The 26371-nt window shown below is 37.0% G+C and carries 20 protein-coding genes; 7 read left to right on the forward strand and 13 right to left on the reverse strand.

Annotated elements, in window-relative coordinates; translation table 11 throughout:
* Window positions 1-174 precede the first annotated feature (174 nt).
* The 10 genes from hemA to JTI58_RS01310 all read right to left on the reverse strand — a co-directional run bounded on the left by hemA (window position 175) and on the right by JTI58_RS01310 (window position 15939).
* Window positions 175-1539: a glutamyl-tRNA reductase gene (gene hemA, locus JTI58_RS01265; protein WP_205444690.1), complete on the reverse strand. Its 1365-nt coding sequence runs from the start codon at window positions 1537-1539 to the stop codon at window positions 175-177.
* 199 nt (window positions 1540-1738) lie between these two features.
* Entirely contained in the window at window positions 1739-4666 is a 2928-nt protein-coding gene (locus tag JTI58_RS01270) for a vWA domain-containing protein (protein WP_205444692.1), read from the reverse strand.
* A gap of 18 nt (window positions 4667-4684) precedes the next feature.
* On the reverse strand, window positions 4685-6133 hold the full coding sequence (locus tag JTI58_RS01275; RefSeq protein ID WP_205444693.1) for an S-layer homology domain-containing protein: 1449 nt from the start codon (window positions 6131-6133) through the stop codon (window positions 4685-4687).
* Between the two features lie 199 nt (window positions 6134-6332).
* Window positions 6333-7994, reverse strand: a complete 1662-nt coding sequence (locus JTI58_RS01280) for a hypothetical protein (protein WP_205444695.1) — start codon at window positions 7992-7994, stop codon at window positions 6333-6335.
* Between the two features lie 143 nt (window positions 7995-8137).
* Window positions 8138-8311, reverse strand: a complete 174-nt coding sequence (locus JTI58_RS01285; protein ID WP_081011007.1) for a YjfB family protein — start codon at window positions 8309-8311, stop codon at window positions 8138-8140.
* 137 nt (window positions 8312-8448) lie between these two features.
* Window positions 8449-9030, reverse strand: a complete 582-nt coding sequence (yihA, locus tag JTI58_RS01290; RefSeq protein ID WP_205444696.1) for a ribosome biogenesis GTP-binding protein YihA/YsxC — start codon at window positions 9028-9030, stop codon at window positions 8449-8451.
* Window positions 9031-9034: 4 nt separating this feature from the next.
* Window positions 9035-11359, reverse strand: coding sequence for an endopeptidase La (gene lon / locus JTI58_RS01295; protein ID WP_205447026.1), 2325 nt, complete (start codon window positions 11357-11359; stop codon window positions 9035-9037).
* Between the two features lie 231 nt (window positions 11360-11590).
* Window positions 11591-12862, reverse strand: a complete 1272-nt coding sequence (gene clpX / locus JTI58_RS01300) for an ATP-dependent protease ATP-binding subunit ClpX (RefSeq protein WP_205444698.1) — start codon at window positions 12860-12862, stop codon at window positions 11591-11593.
* A 684-nt stretch (window positions 12863-13546) separates the two neighbouring features.
* Window positions 13547-14836: a trigger factor gene (gene tig / locus JTI58_RS01305; protein WP_205444700.1), complete on the reverse strand. Its 1290-nt coding sequence runs from the start codon at window positions 14834-14836 to the stop codon at window positions 13547-13549.
* Between the two features lie 119 nt (window positions 14837-14955).
* Window positions 14956-15939: a tetratricopeptide repeat protein gene (locus JTI58_RS01310; RefSeq protein WP_205444702.1), complete on the reverse strand. Its 984-nt coding sequence runs from the start codon at window positions 15937-15939 to the stop codon at window positions 14956-14958.
* A 213-nt stretch (window positions 15940-16152) separates the two neighbouring features.
* Between JTI58_RS01310 and JTI58_RS01315 the strand changes: the two genes are divergently transcribed.
* The 7 genes from JTI58_RS01315 to JTI58_RS01345 all read left to right on the forward strand — a co-directional run bounded on the left by JTI58_RS01315 (window position 16153) and on the right by JTI58_RS01345 (window position 23999).
* Entirely contained in the window at window positions 16153-16617 is a 465-nt protein-coding gene (locus JTI58_RS01315) for a hypothetical protein (protein WP_205444703.1), read from the forward strand.
* Between the two features lie 811 nt (window positions 16618-17428).
* Window positions 17429-18271 carry a DUF2785 domain-containing protein gene (locus JTI58_RS01320; RefSeq protein ID WP_205444704.1) on the forward strand — a complete coding sequence of 281 codons (843 nt, stop codon included), beginning with the start codon at window positions 17429-17431 and terminating at the stop codon, window positions 18269-18271.
* Window positions 18272-19099: 828 nt separating this feature from the next.
* Window positions 19100-20005 (forward strand): cytochrome aa3 quinol oxidase subunit II, encoded by a 906-nt coding sequence (qoxA, locus tag JTI58_RS01325; protein ID WP_205444706.1) that lies wholly within the window; start codon window positions 19100-19102, stop codon window positions 20003-20005.
* Window positions 20006-20065: 60 nt separating this feature from the next.
* The gene (qoxB, locus tag JTI58_RS01330) at window positions 20066-22009 is read left to right on the forward strand and encodes a cytochrome aa3 quinol oxidase subunit I (protein ID WP_205444708.1); all 1944 of its coding nucleotides are present in this window, start codon (window positions 20066-20068) and stop codon (window positions 22007-22009) included.
* Between the two features lies 1 nt (window position 22010).
* The gene (qoxC, locus tag JTI58_RS01335; protein WP_004226587.1) at window positions 22011-22610 is read left to right on the forward strand and encodes a cytochrome aa3 quinol oxidase subunit III; all 600 of its coding nucleotides are present in this window, start codon (window positions 22011-22013) and stop codon (window positions 22608-22610) included.
* Complete coding sequence (gene qoxD / locus JTI58_RS01340) at window positions 22610-22894, forward strand: cytochrome aa3 quinol oxidase subunit IV (RefSeq protein WP_205444710.1); 285 nt, start codon at window positions 22610-22612, stop codon at window positions 22892-22894. Before qoxC ends, qoxD begins: the two co-directional genes overlap by 1 nt.
* Before the next feature lie 247 nt (window positions 22895-23141).
* Window positions 23142-23999 carry a DUF6612 family protein gene (locus JTI58_RS01345; RefSeq protein WP_243456274.1) on the forward strand — a complete coding sequence of 286 codons (858 nt, stop codon included), beginning with the start codon at window positions 23142-23144 and terminating at the stop codon, window positions 23997-23999.
* Between the two features lie 582 nt (window positions 24000-24581).
* Here JTI58_RS01345 and JTI58_RS01350 read toward each other — a convergent pair.
* Genes JTI58_RS01350 through JTI58_RS01360 form a run of 3 tightly spaced genes read right to left on the reverse strand, consistent with a single transcriptional unit; the run spans window position 24582 to window position 26334 of the window.
* Window positions 24582-25001: a universal stress protein gene (locus JTI58_RS01350; protein ID WP_205444713.1), complete on the reverse strand. Its 420-nt coding sequence runs from the start codon at window positions 24999-25001 to the stop codon at window positions 24582-24584.
* 50 nt (window positions 25002-25051) lie between these two features.
* Complete coding sequence (locus JTI58_RS01355; protein WP_205444715.1) at window positions 25052-26128, reverse strand: PQQ-dependent sugar dehydrogenase; 1077 nt, start codon at window positions 26126-26128, stop codon at window positions 25052-25054.
* A 44-nt stretch (window positions 26129-26172) separates the two neighbouring features.
* Window positions 26173-26334 (reverse strand): hypothetical protein, encoded by a 162-nt coding sequence (locus JTI58_RS01360; RefSeq protein WP_205444717.1) that lies wholly within the window; start codon window positions 26332-26334, stop codon window positions 26173-26175.
* Window positions 26335-26371 lie beyond the last annotated feature (37 nt).

The raw sequence follows: 26371 nt of genomic DNA on the forward strand, positions 1-26371 counted from the left end.
CTTCTTTGTCGTGAAATTAATTAAGCTATTCTAGCATAGAAAACAAAAAAACGTTTTCGTATCTTAAGTTTACCATACAGATACGAAAACGCCTCGTGTAATATCAGTAGAAAATCCAATTGCGCATAATACTCATGTACAACCACATTTGTCTACGCAAGCGCAATAGATATTTTAGAAAGAGTACTTTGGCTCAGTAGAAGTCTGAGATACCTGTGAGCGTTCTTTGCGCTCAAGCTCTTGCTTTGTCATCTCATGAACTTCAACTTCCACAGCATCCTCTATACCAAAAATTTGTTGGAATAAACGTAACTGTTCATTTGCTTTTGGAGAATTAGCCATTTCCTTAGCTTGTAAGATTGGCTCTTTTAACAATTGATTGATAATAGATTTTGTATGTTTGCTTAAAATTTTACGTTCACGTTCCGTTAAATCTGGCATTTTATTTTCGATACTCATCATTGTCTCTTCTTGAATACGACTCGCTTTTTTACGTAATGCTGAAATGACTGGAACTACCCCAAGCGTTGCTACCCAGTCTTTAAATTGCACAACTTCTTTGCCAATCATATCGGTAATATCAGCAGCAGCACGTTCACGCTCTGCTAAATTCGCCTCGACAATACCTTGTAAATCATCGATATCATAGAGGAAAACATTTGGTAGGTCGCCAACTCGTGGATCAATATCACGAGGAACCGCAATATCTACCATAAATAATGGTTTTCCTTTACGTAAACGTTCCACAAATTGCATCAGCTCGTAATCAATAACATAATCTGTTGCACCTGTTGAAGTAATTAAAATATCCGCTTCTAACAATGAACATTGTAATTCCTTCATTGATTTAGCTTCACCATGGAATTTAGCCGCTAAGCTTTCTGCTTTTTCAAATGTACGGTTAATGACAGTAACTTTCCCTACGCCACTACCATAAAGGTTCTCAATCGCAAGTTCCCCCATTTTTCCTGCACCTAAAATAGCTACATGCTTGCGTTGTAATGAGCCAAAAATTTTCTTTGCTAATTCTACGGCAGCATAGGAAACGGATACCGCATTTTCACCGATCGCTGTTTCATTATGTGCACGCTTTGCAAATGTTACTGCTTGTTTAAATAGTTGATTGTATACCGTTCCTGTTGTGCCAATCTCTTGTCCACTTAAAAAGCTTTTTTTTACTTGCCCTAAAATTTGTGTTTCACCTAGAACCATTGAATCGATTCCAGCTGTCACTTTAAATAAATGTTCGATTGCCTCATCTTCTTCACGAATTGTTAAATACGAAGAAAATGTCTCCACAGGCAAATCAAACCAGTTGGCTAAAAATTGTTTCACAAAATGACGTCCAGTATGCAATTGATCCACAACAGCATATATTTCTGTACGATTACATGTCGAAACAATTACGTTCTCTAATATACTTTTTTGCTTTTGCAGCGCTTCCATTGCTTGTGGCAGTTCACTCTCAATGAATGATAACTTCTCACGTATTTCAACAGGCGCTGTTTTATAATTCAAGCCTACTACGATGGCATGCATGAATAACACCTCACACGTTCTAATTCACAAATCTCATTATAGCACAGTTCGACAATAGTTCATCATTAATTTGTGAACATGTCATGAAGAACTGCAATTCGTCATCTAGATTAGAATTATTATAAACTAAGTGTAACAAATTATACGTGTTGTTTCAAATTAAAAAAACTGCCCCACAATCGGAGGCAGTTTTCTCTCATTAATTTGTTATTGAGACAGTCTTTAATGCAATCATATTTCCATCTTTATCATATGCTATAAACTCAATCTCATCATTCACTTTAAAATCCTGCATAGTTTGGACGGTTTTCGTTAACATATAAACATGATCACTACGCTTTTGCAAATCAAATTGGACATCTCCACTGATCGAATTAAAACGTACATTCATCTTGGCAACATTTTGACAGTTACCATCGACTCGTGCGCTCATTGTAATATAGCCTTTTCGTAGAGAAACGCTCGTTTCTTCAAATAAATCTTCTGGATTGATACAGCTTGAAGCTGGCGTTTTACATAAAATTGTATCAATTAACTTCTGGAATACTTGATGCAATTGTAAATTATCAATTGCATGGAAATACGTTCCACCCGTTTCTGAAGATAGTTGCATTAAAGTGGCATCATTTACTTGTGATTTCTTGCCCATACTTACTGTGTATACTTTGACACCTTGCTTTTTCGCTTCATTTATAACTTTTGTCATTTTTGATTTACTTGTTTTACCATCAGATACAACGACAATCGCTTTGGATGTTTTCGAATCATTCGAGAATTTTGTTAAAGCAATATCAATGCCTGCAAAAATATCAGTTGCACCCTTCTCTTTTGATGCTTTATAAAGATCTTTTTTTAGCACATTTTCTGTTGTACCTTCTCCAAGCACCGTTGCTTTTGTATTCGTTTCAATGACTATGTTATTTTTAGCCTTTAATTGATTGATTAGTTCAATCATTTTCTTTCCACGATAATTTGTTGGATCAACGGCCTTCATGGAAGAGGAATAATCCACTACATAGGCAATTTCTGTTGCTAAAGAACAAGAATTTTTACTGAAGTATGGATTAGCAAAAATGTCTTTCGTTACTGTTTTATCTTTTAAACCCTTCAAGGATGTTGCGTAGCGTGGGTCTATTGGATTGACAAGTATTGCTTCCACTTTAGATTTTCCATAAATAATTGAATCAAAGTAGGCTACGGCAGTACCTGGATTCCCTGTATTATTCAATGGGTCTGAAGTGTTCGTAATGAATGAAGCTGTTTTTTCCACTCCATCATACTTAATTTTGACTGTCCCTTGATAATCCGTAATAGGCTCTCCACCTGGGCGCACTAAAGTCACCATCACTTTTGTATAACGATCTTTTCCTGATGGTCTTGATGCCGCATCGGCACTTTCCTTTAATGCCTCTACTCGTTTTTTATAGGCCTCTACTTGCCCAAGTAATTTACCGCCTTGATATTTTAATAATACTGTACGGTCATAGTTACTTAAGTTTGTGAAGATCGTATAAATCTTCATAACACTATCATAATGCTCTAATGTTAAATCCTTTTCGTCTGGCATCTCTTTCATAAGTTGAATAATAGCGCCGACTGGATTAATGTTTTCTACCTGTGAGGCAATATCATCATCAATGCCTTGAACGCGATAAATAGGACGACCATCGTCAGCAATCATATACATGATTTCCGTTATAGCTGTATTATCTTTAGTTGTAACAGAGTTTTGGAAACGCGTCTTTAAAAGTTCCTCAAATAAGTGAACAGAAATATCATAGTTTTCAAATTGTAGAATAGCATTTTCATAACCTAATGCTGGATATTTAGGATCAGATCCACCGTAACGTAAATAGATGTTTTGCACATTTCCTAAAACATCTGTTACATTTGTTTGCTGTCCAATACTAAATAGCTTTCTATCCCCATCAAAGTCAAAAGGAACTGGGCTATACACATCAATTAGGTTTTGCGTAAAGAACTCTGGGATATCTTCACTTTTTGGAAATTCAGGTATCACGCTGCCATTATCATCCGTATTTCCTGGGTCGTATACTTGGTAATCAATACGCAATTCAGGCTGTGGTGCGTAACGCACTTCTGCATTTAATTTCTCTCCAACAAGACACTTCATTGCTGGGTCTGTATTATTAATTAGCTCAAAAGTGATGGTATCACGTACCGATTTAGTTAATTTTGGTGCTACAACGATAGCGGACACAGTTGAACCATCCGATTGGACAATATCAACTGCTTCACCTGAAGTATCAACAATATTTCCGTAGGATGCCTTCACGCGGAATGAATAGGATTTATCATCTGCGATAGGATCACCATTACAAGCCTTTAAAGACACCGTAACAAGTGTTGTATCCACATTATTTGCAATTAAATCAGGTTTTTCCACCACAATACTTTGCAGTGCATTATTGACATTGTTCGGTCCAGTAAAATCATTTGAATTATCCTTCGGTTCTTCAAAATCAGCACTACTAGATCCCATAAAACCTGGAGGTAACGTAATGCTATCATTATCACGACCCGCTGGACTACGTTTTAATCCTTGTACTGCAAAAGTGCTATTTTGAACAGCACGATATAAGAATTCAGCAACATCACCACGTGTTAATTTTGTAGATGGATTGAAGCTAGCAAATGTCTTTTTGCCTGTAGAACTTGTAGATAAATCATTTGAATATAAATATTGCACTGCCTGTGGCTCATCTAAATCTAAGCCTTTAAAAGCAGCATAAATTTGGGCAAATTGGCCGCGCGTTACGGCTTTTGTTCGATTCGTATTCACATGTGTGCCGTTAAATGGTAAATAAAAATCGCTATAGAAATTATAAGCAACACTATCTACATAAGATAACGCATAGTTACGATCTAGCTTGGCAAACATCAGGACAAGCTCACGATCTTTCACTTGCTCATTCGGTAAAAAGTTACTTGCACTATTTAAGGACATCAGGTCATTATCGACCGCCCAGGAAATAGCTTTATAATTATTGCTATTTGTTGGAACATCTCTAATGGTTGTAGCTGCTTGAGTGACAGTGGGTGTCGCTGTCATCAGTAGGAGCATGAAGCACAGCATAGCAAGCAATGCCTTTTTTACATATGTCATTTTTGTTCCATCCTTTCTTTAGTTAAAGAACAATATGTCATCACGATAGTTTTGTTTTAAGTCATCTTCCAAATATTTCAAGAATCGTTCTAGAACGACTGACGCCTCCGCACGAGTTAACGGTTTATTTGGATTAAAGCGACCAGCAGAATCACCAATCATTAAGCCAAGTTCATTCGCTATATAGATGCCATCTCTCGCATAATTTGGAATCTGTTTATCATCTGTAAATCTAGTTAAGTAGCCAGGATCGGGTGCTCTATTTTCAAGTCCTAAGGCACGAACAAAAATTGTTGCGGCCTGTGCTCGAGTAATCGCATTATCTGGCTTAAAGTAGTCAGCTGATACACCTTTAATGATCCCTTTATTTAATGCTGATTCAATATAGCCGTAATCTTTGATAGAACGCTTCAAATCTTTAAAAACACTTGTAGTAGGTGTCTTTTTTGATTTCTTTTCTTCAAACACACGTAAGTCAACTGCTTTCCCAATAGCCGTCGTAAAATCAATACGTTTCATTGGCGTATTAGGAGAGAAGAAATTACTTGAATCCGAGTAAATACCTAGAGAATAAAGTTTTTCAATTGCTTCTTTCGCGTAATGGGTTGTTAAATCTCTGAATTTAGGAATAATGAGACGTTCAATTGTTGGCATGTACTCTGTATCTAAATCTAGCGTCCCTTTTTGCCCTGAAGATAAGTCGTATGTATATTCAGAAATAACATCCTTTTCACTAACGACTGCATATCCCCCTTCAAAACTCCCTAAACTACCGAGATTTTCCTCATAATTTAAGACACGTGATTTACTTGTAGATAAACGATTTTTCACATGGCTTGTCTTGCCATCACTATAAGAATAAACAGACTCTGTGATTTGAGTTTCAGTCGCACCCCAGAAGTTCTCATAGCCTGCATGTCGACTATCTGTTTCAATTGTAACTGTGTTTTGAACAGCATTTTTCCCTTTTCCTGTTTCAAAAGCATAGGTTTTCCTAGAAATAATATTTCCTGAGTAATAATCTGAGGCTGCACGATTATCAGTAACTGTTCCTTGTGAAAATTGATAATCAACTAATGAATACGTAATAGCACCAATTGTAATTTTTTCAGTGTATTTCTTTACTTCACCATTGGATGTTTTTTGACCAAGAACTGCATAATCCACTACATCTGATTCGTAGGCAATATTTCTTGTCAATGTAGCACCATTGCTTGCTGTTAACTTCATACTATACGTTTCAGTTAATTTACCTTTTGATTCTTTTTGTGCAATTTTAATATCTTTACTTGTCCCTTTAAAAATAACAGGTGTCCCTGACAGGAACACGGCTTCTTCATATGTATACTCGTTTTTTACAGCACCCGTTGTTTCTAATGAAGCGGCTGATGCATTGAACGGAATAGTAGTTCCAATCAAAAAAATAGCAAGAACGATGAACATAATTTTAAATAATTTTTTTTGCATTCACTTTTCCTCTCTTTCACTGTGCATGGCGTGCAGAATGAAGCTTGTTCTAATACTACTAAAAAATCTGCTCGTCTAGCGAAAGTATGCACAATATAGCTTATGCGAAGTAACCTTCCTCTTTTTTAGATAAGAAACATCGCTCTTTTGCAAATACTATTCGCATTAGACTCGCAGATTTTTTAGTAAAATATTTTTGCTAATCTACCAAAATAAAATGAGCTTTCACAAATCGATCTGATAATACTACTAATCGATCAGATGGCTGTAAGTCAGAAGCTTGAATCACCTTACCTGCTTTTATCAGTGTCGCTTGGTCAATATTCATATTAACCATCTCACCTGCTTCATACCAACGACCATTCTGCCATTGGCTAACACTCTTGACATTAATCACAGCAGGATACGTAGATTTCACAGACTGTAGCTTCCCTGCAAGCATTAGAGGCGCAACAGGTTTAGCATTGTCTAAAATATGAAGAGCTTGTACATGGCCTTCCTTCACATAGAAATATCCATAGTCGCCCTCAGATAAGTAAAGTTCAATATCAGGCATGACACTATAGGTTTTATTGCCATCATCTACCATCGCTTTTGTGGAATTACTAACCGACAATACCGTACGATCTGCTTTTTTGAATACATTTGACTCAATCTTCATAGCATCGTCAATTTCAATTACATATCCATCAGCTTGAGATAAGCGTCCATAATATAATTCATGGCCAGCTAGATTAGGTGACATGAAGCTATCACTTGTTACTTGTATTACTTGTGCATAATGATCGCGCGTAGCACCATCAGCTACGACAAAAGCAGTACCATATGCCATTAGACCAGTAGGTTCAATTAAACGTCCATTTCGAATTAAAATAGTTCCATTATGGAAGTACATGGTACCTGCTGTTTTCAGTTTCAGTAGTTGGTAATCTGTATCTACAGACAGCATGGGTTCGTAATATGTTCGTTCGTTATTTTTCAATACGACGATTTTCTCGATTACTTCCTTACCGAATTGTTTAACGGTCGCATAGTATGCTTCGCTGCCTATATAATTTTTCAGCTGACCTTTCTCGACTTTCGTATTCCCCACATATATTGGTACTTTAGATGTAAAAGGCATTGTTGAAAGATCATTTGTTGCTTGTGAGCCAAATTGCCAGTTAACAAAGGCATGTTGATTTTTCACGGTTAGCTTATTGGCATTCGGATTGACCGCTTGTATCTCACCTTTATATAAGTTTTCTACTAGTGTACCTGTTTCACTGATAGCTACCTTTGATAGGACTGAGGAGGTTTTATTTTTAAAACTTAATTTAACTCGATCCCCAACATATAATGCACTAATATCCGTTGCAGAAGAACCTTTTTGATAATTGGTTTCTTTGTTTAAATAATAAGTCGTTTCTGCACCAACATCTGGTTTGACCATAATAAATAATCCATTTGGATCAATACTCGTTACAACACCAGCCATCGTTTTACCGTTGCTACTTCCAGTTGATGGTACATTTGTTTCTGTTGGTGTATTAGAGGTACCGCGAAGTTCAACAACACTTCTGAGAGAAATTTCAGCCTCAACTTCCATTCCCATCTTAAAGCCCTCAATAGTCGTTGACGTATTATTAATATATAATCGCGTGTTTTTATTAATATTGAATGTCACTGTTCGTCCACGATCATTTTCCAATGTTATTTTACTAAGCTGCTTTTCTATCGTGCCATCTGGCTTTGTATATTCTGAAAATGTTACATCGACAAAGGTCCCAGTCACTAATTGGGCTGCTTTAGCAGTTTGGTTAAAGGAAAAACCTACTATCATCAGTAACACGATCATAAGTATGTATGAATATTTTTTCAAAAAACCTGCCTCCTTACTAATTATTAGTATATCGTATTATTGGTAGTTTTTCTTATTCGAAAAGTTACATTTTAGGCCTTTTTGAATTTATTTCTAATGAAAAAAGTTGAGGTAGCTTTTAACTTCAAGCTACCTTGCCTGCTTCATACTTGAATATCAATTGTATGTCCGGCTGTTGGATGTGGAGCATCTAACATTTCAACTAACTGTTCTGTATTTTGCTGTTGCATCTCCATTGCCTGTTTCGTAACAGCTAAAGATACATTTTGCATAAGTGTTGCTTGATTCATTGCCATCGATAAAGCTGCGATATCCATTTAGTCCACCTCCTATCTAATTTATCGGACAAATAGTTTCATCATCAAGTATTTTCCCTAATTTTCTGCACATCCCCCTATTGAAAATACAAAAACATCTATTGTCCTAACGCCTTAGACACAATAGATGTTTATTATTACATTTTATTTTCGATTGTTTTCCAAACTTCCTCAAAGCCAAGACCCGTTTCGGAAGAGAAGACAATAAGTGGATCACTTTTTTCCATCTCCAATGTCTCTTTGACAATTTTCTTATGTTTATCCCATTTACCTTTTGGAATCTTATCTGCCTTCGTCGCAATAACAATGCAAGGAATATTGTAATGCTTTAAAAAATCATACATCATGCGATCATCAGCTGTTGGAGGATGACGCAAATCAATAATTTGTACGACTGCTTTTAACTCCTGGCGCCCTGTAAAATAGCGCTCAATCATTTTTCCCCATGCCTCACGCTCAGATTTAGAAACCTTTGCATAGCCATAACCCGGAACATCCACAAAAAATAACTGCTCTTCAATTTTATAAAAGTTAAGGGTTTGTGTTTTACCAGGCTTAGATGAAATACGTGCTAAAGCTTTACGTCCGATCATTCGATTAATGAAGGAAGACTTCCCTACATTCGAACGACCAGCTAATGCAAATTCTGGCAGTCCATCTTCTGGATATTGGTCTGGTCGTACCGCACTAATGACCATTTCGACATTATGGACTTTCATTTTTCTAAAAACCTCCGTCCAGTGCATAGGCTAATACTTCATCAGCCGATGTCACTAGTTTAAATGTTAGTTGCTCGCGTACACTGTCAGGAATATCCTCTATATCACGTTCATTATCCTTTGGACAAATAATCGTCGTTAAGCCTGCACGGTGAGCACTTAGTGTTTTTTCTTTTAAGCCTCCGATAGGTAATACACGGCCACGTAAGGTAATTTCACCTGTCATACCTACTTCGCGGCGAATCGGGCGATGTAAAATAGCAGAAACGATAGCTGTTGCCATTGTAATACCAGCTGATGGCCCATCTTTAGGCACAGCACCCTCTGGCACATGGATATGAATATCATGTGTATCAAAAAATTCGGCATCCACATTGAGGTGCTCCATCTTCGTGCGAACATAGGATAATGCTGTTTGAGCAGATTCCTTCATTACTTCACCAAGCTTACCAGTGAGCTGTAACTTCCCTTTACCTGGTGTTAATGATACTTCGATTTGTAATGTATCTCCACCAACTGTTGTATATGCAAGTCCAGTTGCTACACCTACTTGATTTTCCTTTTCAGCCTGACCATAACGGAAACGATGTTTACCCAGTAAATCTTGTAACGATTTTGAGTTAACCGTTACTCGTTTTTTCTCACCAGATACTATTATTTTGGCGATTTTACGGCAAAGCGTAGCGATTTGTCGTTCTAAACCGCGAACTCCTGCTTCCCGTGTATAATAACGAATAATATCAATGACAGCTTCATCTTTAATTACTACTTGTGTTTTTTTCAAACCATGTTCTTTAAGCTGCTTTGGTATCAGATGATTTTTCGTAATTTGAGATTTTTCAATTTCAGTATAACCTGCAATAGAAATTACTTCCATACGATCTAATAATGGTCCAGGGATACTACTTAAGTCATTGGCAGTGGCAATAAATAACACATTTGATAAATCATATGGTTCCTCAATATAATGATCACTAAATGTATTGTTTTGTGCAGGATCTAAGACTTCAAGCATGGCTGCTGCAGGGTCACCTCTAAAATCATTAGACATTTTATCGATTTCATCTAATAAAAATACTGGATTAACGGTACCTGCTTTTTTCATTCCTTGAATAATACGTCCTGGCATTGCACCAACATACGTACGTCGATGACCACGAATTTCCGATTCATCCCGCACACCACCTAACGAAATACGAATAAACTTACGATCTAAGCTTTCCGCAATGGAGCGAGCTAATGATGTTTTACCTACTCCTGGAGGTCCTGCTAAGCATAAAATAGGTCCTCGCAGTGAATTTTTCAGCTGACGTACTGCTAAATATTCCAAAACACGTTCTTTGACTTTTTCTAATCCATCATGATCTCGGTTTAAAATATTTTCAGCATGCGCAATATTCATGCGATCCTCTGTAGCAGTTGTCCATGGTAATGAGATAAGCCAATCAATATAATTGCGAATAACACCGCTCTCTGCACTAGCTCCAGGTATTTTTTCATAGCGATCTAATTCTTTCAGTGCCGCTTCTTTTGTTGATTCAGGCATACCCGCTTCGTCGATACGCTTACGTAATTCCGCAACTTCTCCAGTTTTCCCTTCGCGATCGCCCAGCTCCGTTTGGATAGCTTTCATTTGCTCACGTAAATAATATTCTTTTTGCGTGCGTTCCATTGATTGCTTTACTTTGGAATTAATTTTCTTTTCTAGATCCAATACTTCCTGTTCATCATGCAAGCGAATAATTAAATGATCTAGTCGTTTTTTAACGCTAAGCATTTCCAATACTTCTTGCTTGTCAGCCATTTTAAATGGCAAATGAGAAGCAATAATATCTGCTAAACGGCCAGGCTCTTCAATATCTGTTACAGTATTGATCGTCTCAGTCGTAATTTTATTGGAGGATTTTGCATATTTTTCAAAATACGTCAACAATGTACGCATCAATGCTTGCGTTTCTACATCTTTTTCTGTTGACTCCTCTTTAATATCAATATCCACAACTGTATACTTCTCTAATGCACGATAGTTTTCCCACGTTGCACGAGCAACTCCTTCTACAAGGATACGTAACGTGCCGTTTGGTAATTTTAGCATTTGTTTGACATAAGCAATTGTACCAACTGAATACAAATCTTGCTCTTCAGGCTGTTCATCGTGCATTTCTTTTTGTGTCACCAATAAAATCATTTGGTCCTCTAACATTGCCTGCTCAAGCGCCGCTACAGAACGATTTCTACCCACATCAATATGTAACACCATCGATGGGAATACTAAAAGTCCACGCAAAGGCAATAATGGTACATTTGTTGTTTTTTGTATTGTCACCATGCGGGCATTCACCTCCGTCAAAATTTTCATGTTAACATCCCGCGCTACTAGTATGTGTTTAAAAAGTTGATTCACACTAGTTATTGAAGCGAGCCAAAAATTTCTTCAAGTTACAGCTGGCTTTTATGTAGGAATGAATAAAAAGCTGACTGTCGATATGTGCGAACATTGCACAATCGAAGTCAGCTAATTACTCTCTATCTCACAACGGTAGACAGCCACGTCTATTCATTATGCTGAAGTTTTAGTGTCGCTACCTTCATCGAGTTCAGTGCCATCTTCAAGAAGCAATTTCGGTTTTTCTTTATCCGTAATTGTTTTTGCTGTAATGATACATTTTTTTACGTCTTCACGTGAAGGCAATTCGTACATTACATCAAGCATTGTTGACTCAATAATTGAACGAAGACCACGCGCACCTGTTTTACGTTCAATCGCTTCCTTAGCAATTTCCACAAGAGCACCTTCATCAAATTCAAGCTCAACACCATCTAATTCAAGCATTTTTTGATATTGCTTGGCTAGTGCATTTTTCGGCTCTGTTAAAATTTGTACTAGTGCAGCTTCGTTTAATTGCTCCAGACTCGCAAGTACAGGTAATCGACCAATGAACTCTGGTATTAAACCAAATTTCAATAAATCCTCAGGAATCAGCTTGGACATGATAGAACCTTCATCTACATCTACTATATTCGGATCTGAACCGAATCCTATTACTTTTTCACCCTGACGTCGTTTAATGATGGTTTCAATGCCATCAAATGCACCACCCACAATGAAAAGAATATTAGTTGTATCGATTTGTAAAAATTCTTGATGAGGATGTTTTCGTCCTCCTTGCGGTGGAACGCTTGCAACTGTTCCTTCCAGAATCTTTAGGAGTGCCTGCTGAACACCTTCGCCAGAAACATCTCGTGTAATAGATGGATTCTCTGACTTACGTGCAACTTTGTCAATTTCATCAATATAGATAATCCCTTTTTCAGCGCGTTCGATATCGTAATCAGCTGATTGGATTAACTTTAATAAAATATTTTCAACGTCCTCACCAACATAACCTGCTTCAGTTAAGGAGGTAGCATCCGCAATTGCGAATGGAACATTTAAAATACGTGCTAACGTTTGAGCTAATAAAGTTTTACCGCTACCAGTTGGGCCGATTAACACAATGTTCGATTTTGCTAATTCAATATCATCAATTTTACTATTCGTATTGATACGTTTATAGTGATTGTAAACTGCGACTGCCAATGCCTTTTTAGCACGCTCTTGTCCAATTACATACTCATCTAGAATCGTTAAGATTTCTTTAGGTTTCGGAATATCTTGGAATTCAATTTCCTCCTCTACACCTAGTTCCTCTACAACGATCTCTGAACAAAGCTCGATACATTCATCACAAATATAAACACCCGGACCTGCAACTAATTTACGCACTTGTTCTTGTGGCTTTCCACAAAATGAGCATTTTAAATTGCCTTTTTCATCATTAAATTTGAACAATATGTTTCACCCCTATTCAAGCAACAATCTTACAAGATTATTGAACCTTTATCAAATAAATTGTCTGCATCATTTACGCCTCAGCATTTATGCATGTATAGATTATAACGTATCGTCATGTACTTTACTTCATTTGCCTTACGAAGCATGCTATCGAAACCTGCTTACTTCGCCACCTTATACTGCTATAAAGTTACATTTATTTACTTCCGACACACTACAAACTACTGATCTCTATTTATAAATCTACTACATTCATCAACCAAGGGTATATATCACTCAAAAAATAAGTTTTATTTATTATGACCTCTCTGAATGAAGTTAAGTTTAGCATCGTATCAATTTCGCCTTGACTCAAATAGCGTCTGGACATCAATCCAAATCCTTGACACCTGCCAGCAGGCTCTATCTTCATTCAGTCGTGGTTTAAACACACACTAAAAAGGTTAAAAAGGCATACAGTTCACCATCTATGTGAGATGGGCGTCATTTGTACCTGACGTTATGCTTTGGATACAAAAACATCTGCTGAATGAAGATAAAAACTAAAACAATACTATGTATAAGTGAAGTATAAAGTGAAATAAACGTTAAGGGGACTGATTTTTAAGAGTTTATGTGATAAAACAAGGCACGGATTCATGCCGTACCTTGTTTTTTTGGGCTATCTAATTACACAAAATCTTATTCAGTAATTTTAGCGTTTTCTACTAAAAATTCAACTGTTTTTTGGATTTTGATGTCGTTTTCAAGTACTGCTGTACCACCTAAAGCACTTGTGATTTGATCATTTGTCATGTTGAATTGAGCAGCCATTTTTTCTAATTCTGCTTCAATATCAGCTTCAGATGCTTCAATTTTTTCAGCTTCAGCAATCGCTTCAAGTGTTAATGAAACACGTACACGGCTTTCTGCTTCTTCTTTCATTTGACCACGTAGGTCTTCTTCTGATTGACCAGAGAATTGGTAGTAAAGGTCTAAGTTCATACCTTGCATTTGTAAACGTTGACCAAATTCTTGTAACATACGATCAGTTTCAGAGTTAATCATACCTGCTGGCACTTCAAACTCAGCATTTTCAGCAGCTTTCTCTACTAGTTCATCACGAAGAGCAGCATCTGATTCTGTTGCCTTTTGAGCTGCAGTTTGTTCTTTAATTTTAGCGCGTAAAGCTTCAACGCCTTCAACTTCTGGATCTAATTCTTTTGCGAATTCATCATTTAACTCAGGAAGAACTTTTGTTTTTACTTCTTTCACTGTTACTTTGAAAGTAGCTTCTTTACCAGCTAATTCAGCTGCATGGTATTCTTCTGGGAATGTCACAACAACATCTTTAGATTCGCCAGTTTTAACACCAACAAGTTGCTCTTCAAAACCTGGAATGAATGAACCTGAACCGATTTCTAGTGGATAGTCTTCGCCTTTTCCACCTTCAAAAGCTTCTTCACCTACGAAACCTTCGAAGTCGATCACAGCTGTATCACCTTCTACGATTGCTTCGTCTTCTTTGATTTCAAGTTCTGCTTTGCGAGCTAATTGATCTTGAATTTGAGCATCTACTTCTTCATCCGTTACTTCTACTGGCAGTTTAGATACTTCTAAACCTTTGTAGTCACCTAGCTTTGGTTCTGGTTTCACTGTTACTTGTGCAGTGAATGTGAAATCTTGGCCGTGTACAAAGTTTTCTGTACCAGCGATTTCTGGGTAATCAACTGGCATAATTCCAGCTTCATCAATTGCTTTTGCATAAGATTCAGGAACGATGATTTCTAATGCATCTTGGTATAGAGATTCGATACCAAAACGTTGTTCAAACATTTTACGAGGCATTTTACCTTTACGGAAACCTGGTACGTTAATTTGTTTTACAACTTTTTTGAACGCTTGGTCCATTGCTGCATCGATTTCTGCAGCAGGTACTTCGATTGTAAGAGTACCGATATTACCTTCTTGTTTTTCCCATTTTGCTGACATGTATAAATACCTCCAAAATAAATAATCAAGTTTAGATGTTAGACAATTCATTCGTAACTACGATTTTGACAACCATTTTAGTATAACATAGATGTGTATAGTTTCAACTTATTTCATACCTAATGTAGTTCTGTTAGCTTTTCTAACATTTGTAAAAAGTCGATGATTTCATAGTCCATTTCTTGTACATTTCCTAGCATGGCTAAGACAAAATCAATATAACTATAGGCAACATCATCTGCTTCGAACGGTTGCCATTCAAAAGGATACGTTACAATGGCATGCTTTGCCATTAAATATTGTACCATTTCCAACGTAGATGGGTCTTGTTCTAGCTTCATTTCCAATATATTTTTTATTTCTCCATACTGCGGTAACTGGTTAGGCAATACTAGCTCAGTCGGATTAACGGTTTTTGTTTGGTTGAATTTGGCTATTGTAACATCAATAGCTACTTCTTGTTCCACTAATAATATTAATGCTAAGCTCTGGACAAAAGGATGAACCGTTGAACATTCAATGATCGCTTTTAATGCCTCTTTTAATTGTCTTACATTTGTATCCATAAGACGATGTAAGCGAATGGATTGTTCATTTGGAGTAAGTGCACAAAATTTCTCAAGATCATACTCCTGTTCCTCTATTAAACGTTGTGCATTTTCTTTTTTTTCTAGATTCTTAGACACTTCACTATTCAAATTTTTTAATCGCTCAAATTTTTCAATTTGATCCTGAGGCAAAACATTTTCTTCAAGTAGGGTTGTAATTAATGACTCTACTTGATGATATTCTTTTAACTGCATGCATACGGTAATGTACAATTCCATGACTTCTACATAAAGTGTTGTACCCACCGAAAATAATTGCTCACAAACATTTTTTGCCTTGCTATAGTCCTTTAATTCATACAAAGCAAAAGCATAGGCACTAAGAGCAAACTCATCTCCAGCTTCGTATGCAAATGCCTTTTCAAAACTTGCCACCGCTTTTTCATACTGAAAATTTTCAGCAAACATATGCCCTTCACGTATTAAAGTTTGGACAGCGCCTGGAAAAACAACAATATTGTCATGTTTAATGACATGACGCTTTCTTTTTGTCATTTTTCTCACCTCATTATTCTAATTTTCATTTCTGTTATTTACTAAAAAAATCCACAAGTTTCTTGTTTTTAACAAAAAATCATTGCTTTTGCATTCATATTTTGTAATAAATTGTATTATAATTAGAATAGTCTAAAATTTATCACAATTCGCAGACGTTCCCCATTATTGTCTGCATCAAGAAAATCAAGTTCTTAACAAGGAGTGGAATCCATGCAATTACTTGATACAATTACAGAATTTGATCATTGTATCTCATCTGCATTCGAGGCATTATCGATTAAAGTCATTTCAATTTCTACAACGAACGGCCCTCTTCAAGATATGCCGATAGAATTTGAACTTTTAACACGCACCAAAATCGACGTCTACACACAAGAAGCCAGCACCTATATTTTAAGAATTCAAGGGTGTATTCCTGGTTCTATTGCACTTGGTCATCAAAACGAGTCTCTTTCCATTATTCCTCAAAAAGTAAACATTGAATGCAACTACAAGCTGTTACATGTTGATAAAAAAGATATGCAGCAAATTTTACAACATCCTGAACCAAATCGTCATTATTGTGAATGGCTCATTGATGCAATCAAAAACGCCAATATTCTTGTCGAGTTAAAGACAAATCAACACACGCTTACTGAATGGCCAATTGGCATCAAATCAGCAGTCATTATTTAGCTAGACAAAGACATACTTTAATAGGTATGTCTTTTCTTGTTGTTGAAAAAAGATGTTGTCAACGGCAGAGAAAGCAATTTTGCAAGGTGAGGGGTTGATTTCCGTTCCGCCAGCGTCCTTTCCAGAGGGCGTCCGATGAGCCGCTTCACTCACTTACGTTCGCTCCAGGGTCTCCTCTGTGACGCTAAATCCCCAAGGAGTGACGCTGGCTCCACTCCAATCAACCATGCTGCAAAAGTGTCTTTACTTTTTTTCATAGTAGCATAGCGATCAAATCGCCCATTAACTGTATTCTTAGAGGGGATAAACTCTTATTTTCAATGTGGAGAAGTGATGCGTGACAACACCTCTTCATAAAGAGCAGTGAGCACCTTCCCTTTATTTGAAAACCTTTGCTAAAAAGTCAGTGGGTTGAAGTGGAAGGCTACGTGACTCCAGTGGGATAGCGAGATAGGCGAAGCCCTGCACGGAGCGGTAGCGGAGGAAGCGATTCGGCGCTCACCCACAGGAAAGCAAGTAGTCTGCAACGGAAATCCATTTCTACCTTTCAATTGACAGTTTTGTTTTTCAACACTAAGCAAAGACATACTTAAATAGGTATGTCTTTTTTTATTCACATTTAAGTTTTACCATTTTATTGCGTTTCTATCATAACAACTTTCTATAGGTTCTGGAAATAATATTGTAAAAGTTATGTTTTAAAGAGAGCATTCTAACAGTTCTTATTTAATGGGGGTTTCAAATTTATCCTTTCGAAATGAAATGGCGCTATAATAATAGTACAAAAATGATGATGGAGGCTTTCTTAAACATGGATATTAAAGAAACATTACAATCTTTTTTTACAATGACACTGTCTGATCGCCAAGCATTTATGTTGCAGCATAGTGATTGGCTATTACAGGAGATGTTAGCGCATATTGGCTCAGTTGATGCTGAATTACGAGACCACCTCATTTATCGTACCTTTGTTGATTTACTAAGTGATAATTTATTGAACCCTCAACAACTTCAATATTTGTTTGAAACAGTTACGGGTGATGATTTTTTATATTTACATATTGGAGAAAAAGCAACAGATAGTGTCTTTACTCGTTCGTTTTCTGCATTACTTGTTGCAGGGCTTCTTGCAAAGGATGCTGAATTACTCGTTTTAAGTGATGATGACTTGCAACTATTCTTTAAAAAAATTGGCCGCTATTTGTTATTAGAGCAAGATACGAGAGGATTTGTTCAGGATAAAGGATGGGCACACAGTATTGCACATGGTGCAGATTTAGCTGCAACGACAATAAAACATCCAAAATTCGATTTACAGTATGCACCATCCATCTTACATGCATTAAAACTTGTCACTTGGAAAGAAACCGTCTTTGTTAATGACGAAGAGGAACGCTTAGTCAATATCGTGGATGCGCTATTACTTCAACATTACTCAGAGGAAGCACTGATCGAATTTGTTGAACAGGCTTTTGATAAATTTGAAATGCATTTAATGACACAAGGTTATAATGAGCTCTTCTTTAGTGGACGCACTTGTACGTTGAACTTTATGAAAACATTATATTTTTCTTTAAAAATGAATAATAAAGCTCCACAACTACAAAATATGATTTATGGTCAAGTAGCCAAATGGCTGAAGCTTGGTGATTGACAAGCAATCTTAAAAATGCTGATTAACTCCACTTAATTCTTCATAACATAATTTTTTTCTAAAATACTAGCAAACTAAGACAGCTCTTAGTTTGCTTTTTACTTTTCAGATAAAACAAACAAAGTAAAAATTTGGATTCCGAAGAAAATTGATTATTATATTAACATAATTAATAATCCGCACCATTTATTCCCTCTTCACTCATTCCTTTCATTGAAAATTCAACCTATTGTTTCCATAAAACGTCATTATGTGTACTCCTTTTTTTAATAAAAGGCAAATAAAAAATCCCATTACGTCTGATATGGCCATGATTTTATTACAAAACAGCGTCTAAAATGTGAAATGCCATTTTTCACAATATAAATTATTTACTTAGGTAAACATCAGGAATGCAGTATTTTCAACGTTTCCACAGTGTTTAATGATTAAAACCTATAAATACCAATACTAAAATAACGATTTTTGTTCAAAAAATGTTCAAATTCAACACCGCTATACTATCATTTTCATAACAAAATTATGTTTTTTCTTAAAAACAGGGCGTATAATCCAATGTGCAAACAACGAGAGATTGTGACAATCGTAGTTAAGCAAGTACGTATTTAAAACGATTGCGCAAGTCATTGATTTTGCTAACGCTTGCATCAGATCAGTCAACACTAGATTTTATGTTTCATATTGAACCATGCCATTGTAATTTCTTATGTTGTTGATTGATACGCCAAGATAAAAGAGGTGACCTCAGTATCTACTATTTGTAAATGTGACACTGACAAAAAAACACATGAATTTTATGAATAGCCGTTCTATAGAAAGGAGTCAAACATGAAGAAAAAATTAAGTTTAATGTTAGTAGCATTGAGTGCGCTTGCTCTTCTTGCTGGTTGTGAACCATTAACAGTGTTCAATCCAAAAGGACCTAATGCTGAAACATTATCAAACACAATTATCTTATCCATTATTACAATGGCCTTTATATTACTAGTCGTGTATGTGCTTTTAGCCTTTATGCTTACAAAGTATCGTGCATCAAAAGCATCTGCTGATTATGAGCCTCCTCATGAAGAAGGAAGCCATCTTCTTGAAATTACATGGACAGTAATTCCAATTATTATCGTAGCATTCTTAGCTGTTGTGACTGTAAGAACAACATCTACAGTAGAAGCTCAACCAGCAGGTTATGACGATAAGGAACCTTTAGTTATTTATGCATCATCATCAAACTGGAAATGGCACTTTAGTTATCCTGAAGAAGGTGTTGAAACAGTCAACTATGTAAACATTCCGGTGGATCGTCCAATCGAGTTCAAACTTTACTCTTTTGGTCCAATTACAAGTTTCTGGATTCCTCAATTAGCAGGTCAAAAGTATGCCATGAGTGATATGTTAACAACAATTCACCTTGCGGCAGATGAAGTTGGTTCATTTATGGGACGTAACTCTAACTTTAATGGACGTGGCTTTGCTGAAATGGAATTTGAAGCACAGTCTATGACGCAAGAAGACTTCGATAAATGGGTTACTGATGTAAAAGCAAAAGAAGCACCATTAACAGAAGAAAAATTTGATGAGCTTCTAGAGGCAGAACATGTTGGTCGCCAAAGCTTCTCATCTACACACTTAGACTTCAGTCCAGCTCCAATGGAACATGGTAAAAACATGAATATGGATGATATGGATCATGGGGATATGTCTGAGGAAGACATGAATAATGAACATTCTGGTCATTAATTTGAATTTAACTTTGAACGAATCGAGACTTAATTTTTAAATTTGAAAGGAGCGCATCCAATGAGTATGGAAGAATTATTCCATCCAATGCAAGAACCGATGATTTTAGCGGCAGCTATTAGTATCGTAGTTGGTGCAGTGGTTATCGTAGCTGGCCTTACTTATTTCAAAAAATGGGGCTATTTCTACAAAAACTGGCTATCAACTGTTGACCATAAAAAAATCGGGATTATGTATATCGCAGTAGCGTTATTAATGCTATTCCGCGGTGGTATCGATGCACTATTAATGCGTGCACAAACAGCCGTTCCAGATAACGGACTTCTTGATGCACAACACTATAATGAGATTTTCACAACACATGGTTTATTAATGATTCTATTTATGGCGATGCCATTTGTCATCGGGTTAATGAACATTGTCATTCCACTTCAAATCGGTGCACGTGACGTTGCTTTCCCACGTTTAAATGCTGTCAGCTTCTGGCTATTTGCAGCAGGTGCTGGTTTATTAAACTTATCATTCATTATCGGTGGTTCACCAGACGCTGGTTGGACAGCCTACTTCCCTCTTGCAAGTACGGAATTTAGTCCGACTGTAGGGAATAACTATTATTCTTTAGCACTTCAATTATCAGGTATTGGTACTTTAATGACAGGTGTTAACTTTATCACGACGATCATTAAAATGCGTGCCCCTGGTATGACATTAATGAAAATGCCAATGTTTTCTTGGTCTATTTTAATTACAAACATTATTATCGTATTCGCGTTCCCAGTATTAACTGTAGCGCTTGCACTTATGATGTTTGACCGTCAATTCGGCACAAAATTCTTTGCGATGCAAGACGGTGGTATGGATATGCTTTGGGCCAACCTATTCTGGGTTTGGGGACATCCTGAAGTTTATATCGTTATCCTACCTGCTTTCGGTATTTTCTCAGAAATCATTGCAACATTTGCACGTAAAAACTTATACGGTTACAAATCAATGGTGATGAGTATGGTGGTCATTTCCCTACTATCATTCGTAGTTTGGGCCCACCACTTCTATACAATGGGTCACGGTGTAATGGTTAACAGTGTTTTCTCTATTACAACAATGGCAATCGCAGTTCCTACTGGTGTTAAAATATTTAACTGGCTACTCACAATGAGACACGGGAAAATTCAATTTACAACACCGATGCTTTATGCACTTGGCTTTATTCCTATCTTCACCATTGGTGGGGTTACAGGGGTTATGCTCGCGATGGCAAGTGCCGACTACCAATATCATAATACGATGTTCTTAGTTGCCCACTTCCACTATGTATTAATTCCAGGTACAGTATTTGGTGTGCTTGCAGGTTACCACTACTGGTGGCCAAAAATGTTCGGTTTCCGTCTAAATGAAAAATTAGGGAAAGCTGGTTTCTGGTTCATTGCCATCAGCTTCAACGTAACATTCTTCCCACTATTCATTTTAGGTTTAGATGGTTATGCTCGTCGTATGTACACTTATTCTGAGTCTACTGGTTATGGTCCATTGAACATGTTATCGTTCGTCGGTGCGCTAGGACTTGCAGTCGGCTTTGCATTAATTGTCTATAACATTTACTACAGCTGGAAACATATGCCTCGCAATGAAAAGGCAGATGTTTGGGATGGTCGTACACTTGAGTGGGCTACTCATTCTCCAGTACCAGAATATAACTTTGCCGTAGTGCCTACTGTTACTCGCTTAGATGAGTTTTGGTTCGCCAAAAAAGAAGGTCGCGATATTACTGCAGGTCCAATCGAAAAAATTCACATGCCAAATAATACAGGCACACCATTCTGGATGAGTGGATTCTTCTTCCTTGCAGCATTCTTCGCTGTATTCAATCTATGGATTCCGGCCATCATCAGTATGCTTGGTGTATTTGGCTTCATGATCCATCGTTCATTCGAAAAAGATCATGGTCGTTACATTTCAGTTGAGGAAGTAATGGCAACTGAGAAAAGCTTGAGAGGTGATAAATAATATGAAAATCGATTCTTCACTTCCATTAGAATATAGTACAGAGGAAAACCGTCTAAAAATCTTTGGTTTTTGGATTTTCCTTGGCGCCGAAATCGTGTTATTTGCCACATTATTTACAGTGTATTTCACGCTTCATACACGTACAGGTAGTGGACCAAATGGTGCTGAAATTTTCGAATTAACTCCAGTTCTATGGGAAACATTCTTATTATTAACAAGTAGTTTCACAATTGGCCTTGGTGTTCATGCAATGCGTATCGGACGTAAAAAAGCGATGATGACTTTCTTTATCATCACTCTTTTACTAGGTCTTGGCTTCTTAGCTATTGAGATTGATGAATTTGTCACTTATGTACACGAAGGTGCGACGATTCAAACAAGCGCATTCTTATCGTCATTAATGACTCTACTTGGAACGCACGGTGCCCACGTAACATTTGGTTTCTTCTGGGGCGTAGCTATTTTAATCCAAGTAGCTAAACGTGGTTTAAATCCACAAACAGCGAACAAAGCGTTTATCTTCTCATTGTACTGGCATTTCCTAGACGTTGTTTGGATTTTCATCTTCAGCTTCGTCTACTTGAAAGGACTGATTAGCTGATGAAGGAATTATTCCCAAAACAACATGTGATGGGCTTCGGCTTTTCACTATTACTAACAATTATAGCTTTAGCAGTTGTTAAATTCGATATGTCTCTTAATATGGCATTTGGAATTTTACTAGTAACTGCCCTTGCACAAGCAACTGTACAATTAGTATTATTCATGCACATCGGTGAATCTGAAGATAAGAAAACGTTATATACAACGATTTTATACTCAGTATTCGTAGGTGTTGTGACAATCATCGGTACATTATTTGCTATGATCTGGGGTTATAATTGATCCATTACGCCTCGGTGTAAACAAAAAGCTGTCCCAACTTATTGTCTTTGTACGATAAGTTCGTGACAGCTTTTTTGTTTTATCCCTATTCATTTGATAATTTTCACGTTTACCACTAAAAGAAGTAGGGAAAATGTTGTTTTTTTAATAAAAAATTAGTTCTTTTCTAACAATTTATGAAACTTTTCCTTTTCTAGTGCGTATAGTAGTAGATAGTGTTTTTTACCAAGAATAGGAGATGAAAGTAATGAAGAAAATTTTTAAAGTATTAGCAGTCGGAACACTAGCGTTGACACTTGCCGCTTGTAATTCAAGTGCTACGCCTACGAAAGACACAACGAATAAAAGCAAACTCACTTTAGAACAAGTGTATGACAAAGCAGTGGATCGTCAGGCTGATATTAAAAGTGCAAGTGCAAAAATGGATATGACACAGGTGACAAAGGTTGGATCTGGTGAAGAGGCAATGGAGTTTTCGATCGACTCTAAAATGAAGATGGATATCATCGTTGACCCACTTGCTATGCATTTATCAGGGTCTATGTCGATGCCAGATATGATGAGTGAAGGCGAAGAAACAATGGACATGCCAATAGAAATGTATATGAAAAAAGATGCTGGCCTATTTATGAAAGATATGACGACAGACAGCTGGTTAAAGCTTCCTGATGAGAACTTTGATGCTATTTTAGATCAAACGGCGGCTTCTGCTGACGCGAAGGAACAGCTAGAACAACTGAAAAAATTCATTAATGACTTTACATTTGAACAAACGGATGATGAATATGTCCTTACATTAGATGCAAAAGGCGATAAATTCAAAGAGCTTATCGATTCTGAAATTAATAAGTCTATGCAAGATATGGGTCTAGAAGAAAACCCTCTGGATCAACTAACAATTGAAAAAATCAATTATGTGCTGCACATCGATAAAGAGACTTTCGATACGAACAAAATGGATATGAATTTTGATTTAAAAATGGCCGTAGAAGGTGACGAATTGTTAATGAATACAAAATCAGTCGTTACGTATACTGAATTTAATCATCTAAAAACAATCGATATTCCCCAAAGCATTATTGATAACGCTCAAACAATCGAATAATTAAAAACCTGCTTGTGCTAGTTAGCGCAAGCAGGTTCTTTTTGTTGAAAAAAGATGATGTCAACGGCAGAAAAAGCAACTTTGCAAGTGAGAGGTTGATTTCCGTTCCGTCAGCGTCCTTTCCAGGGGGCGTCCGATGAGCCGCTTCACTCACTAGCGTTCGCTCCAGGGTCTCCTCTGTGACACTCAATCCCCTAGGAGTGACGCTGGCTCTACTCCAATCAACCATTCTGCAAAGTGTTTAGAGGGGATAAGCTCTTATTTTCAATGTGAAGAAGTGATGCGTGACAACACCCCTCTATAAAGAGTAGTAAACACTTTCACTTTATTTGAAAACCTTTGCTAAAAAGTCAGTGGGTTGGAGTGGAAGGCTACTTGACTCCCGTGGGATAGCGAGACAGGCGAGCCCCTGCACGGAGCGGTAGCAGAGGAAGCGGCTCGGCGCTCGCCCACAGGAAAGCAAGTAGCCTGCAACGGAAATCCATTTCTACCTTTCAATTGACTGTTTTGTATTTCAACACTAAAAACCTGCATGTGCTAACTAGCGCATGCAGGTTCTTTTATTCTAAACTATTAAAAAAACTAACGAACAATTAACACATCACATAGCGCATGTCGTACGACTTTCTCTGCAACAGAGCCTAACATCATTTTCTCCATACGATTTAATCCTGTTGCACCACAAACAATTAAATCAACCTGAGGTAATTGTGTTAAAATACCTTTTGGTGAACCTGTTTCTACCGTTGATTCTACCGCTTTGACCCCTGTTTGTAATGCCTCTTTTTCTAGCTTTTCCATTTTAAGAATGTTTTCCTTCTTCAATTCCTCCGCATATTTTAAGTCATATGCTGAAACTGCTCCAAACGATTTCGTATCAATTACATTCACTAATTGCAAAATAGCATTGTATTCTCTTGCTAATTGACTCGCTCTGTCCAATGCTTTTAATGATTGTTCTGAGAAATCAATTGCTACTGCGATTTTAAGATAATTAGCCATGTTCGTCCTCCCCATTCATCATACCATTCCATGTTTTCTCAAATATTATATCACAATGGCGTTCGATATAGTTTATCGTCCTGCGGTTGCGGGTTTCCACGGCCATCTGTATTATTGCTAATAAAATAAAGAAATTTTTCATCCACAAAGACATCACGAATTCTACCAAATTCTGATAGTAGTTCATTGTGTTTGTTCTTATTTATATCAAATGCTAGGACTGCCGTACCTCTTAGTGCGGCGACATATAATTGATCATTTACAATGGCAATGCCTGATGGTGCCCATGTGGTAGAAGCATCGGATGTAAAGAGAGGTGCTATCATACCTTGCTCTTTCTCCGTTCCTTCAATCAGTGGCCAACCATAATTCTTCCCCTTCTCAATGATATTAATTTCATCATTTGCTGCATTGCCATGCTCACTGGCATACATCGTACCATCAGTAGACCATGTTAAACCTTGTGGATTTCGATGCCCATAGCTGTATACATAGGATTGAGGAAAAGGATTATCATTCGGTACGGAGCCATCCAAATTGATGCGCAAAATTTTCCCTTCTAAAGCATCCACATCCTGTGCTAAAGAAGGTTGTGTCGCATCTCCTATCGTTGCATACAGCTTCTCATCAGGACCTATTTTCAAACGTCCACCATGATGATATGTACCACTCTTTATTCGATCAATAATAATATCCTGTTCTAGCCATTTATTATCGCTTAACGTTAACGTAACAATTCGATTAAATTGTTCCTCTTCCTCAACATACGTATAATACGCATAGGCAATCTGACTGGTAGGAAAATTAGGGGCTAGTACAAACCCTAATAAACCAGCTTCTGGCGCGGATGAAAGCTCCTTTTTCAGGATAATCTGTTGCCTATCAACGGTTTCTTCTGCAATCTTTACAATACTTCCTGGCCTTTCTGCTAGATAAAAGACATCACCACTTTTTTGAATCGACCAAGGTGTCTGCAATTGATCTGCTATTATTTCAATAGAGGAATTCATTGAATCTATAGGGTGATTTTCCTCACTTTCTAACCTTTTATTGTTCTTATCCTTCGTTGATGTGCAAGCAACACAAAAAATCATCGTTAGCAGTAATAAAGGCATGTAACGTCCCATGATTAATCATCCTCTCATTTATGAAAAATAGAAAGAGACGCCACCTAGACGCCTCTCTTACTTTTTATACTTTCAAACAGGATTATTTCACCAAATGTTCTTGTTTTCTCTAGCATCTCTAGATAGGCCTCTTTACGATGGATGAGTCGTTCTTGGTGCAATTTCTGATAGGAATGCTGAAAATCATCTATAGCTATTTTGTCCATAAACTCACCTCATATAGTAGTACATGCTAACACCATT

Origin of the sequence: Lysinibacillus fusiformis (assembly GCF_016925635.1) — a bacterium.
Classification (GTDB): Bacteria; Bacillota; Bacilli; order Bacillales_A; family Planococcaceae; genus Lysinibacillus; species Lysinibacillus fusiformis_F.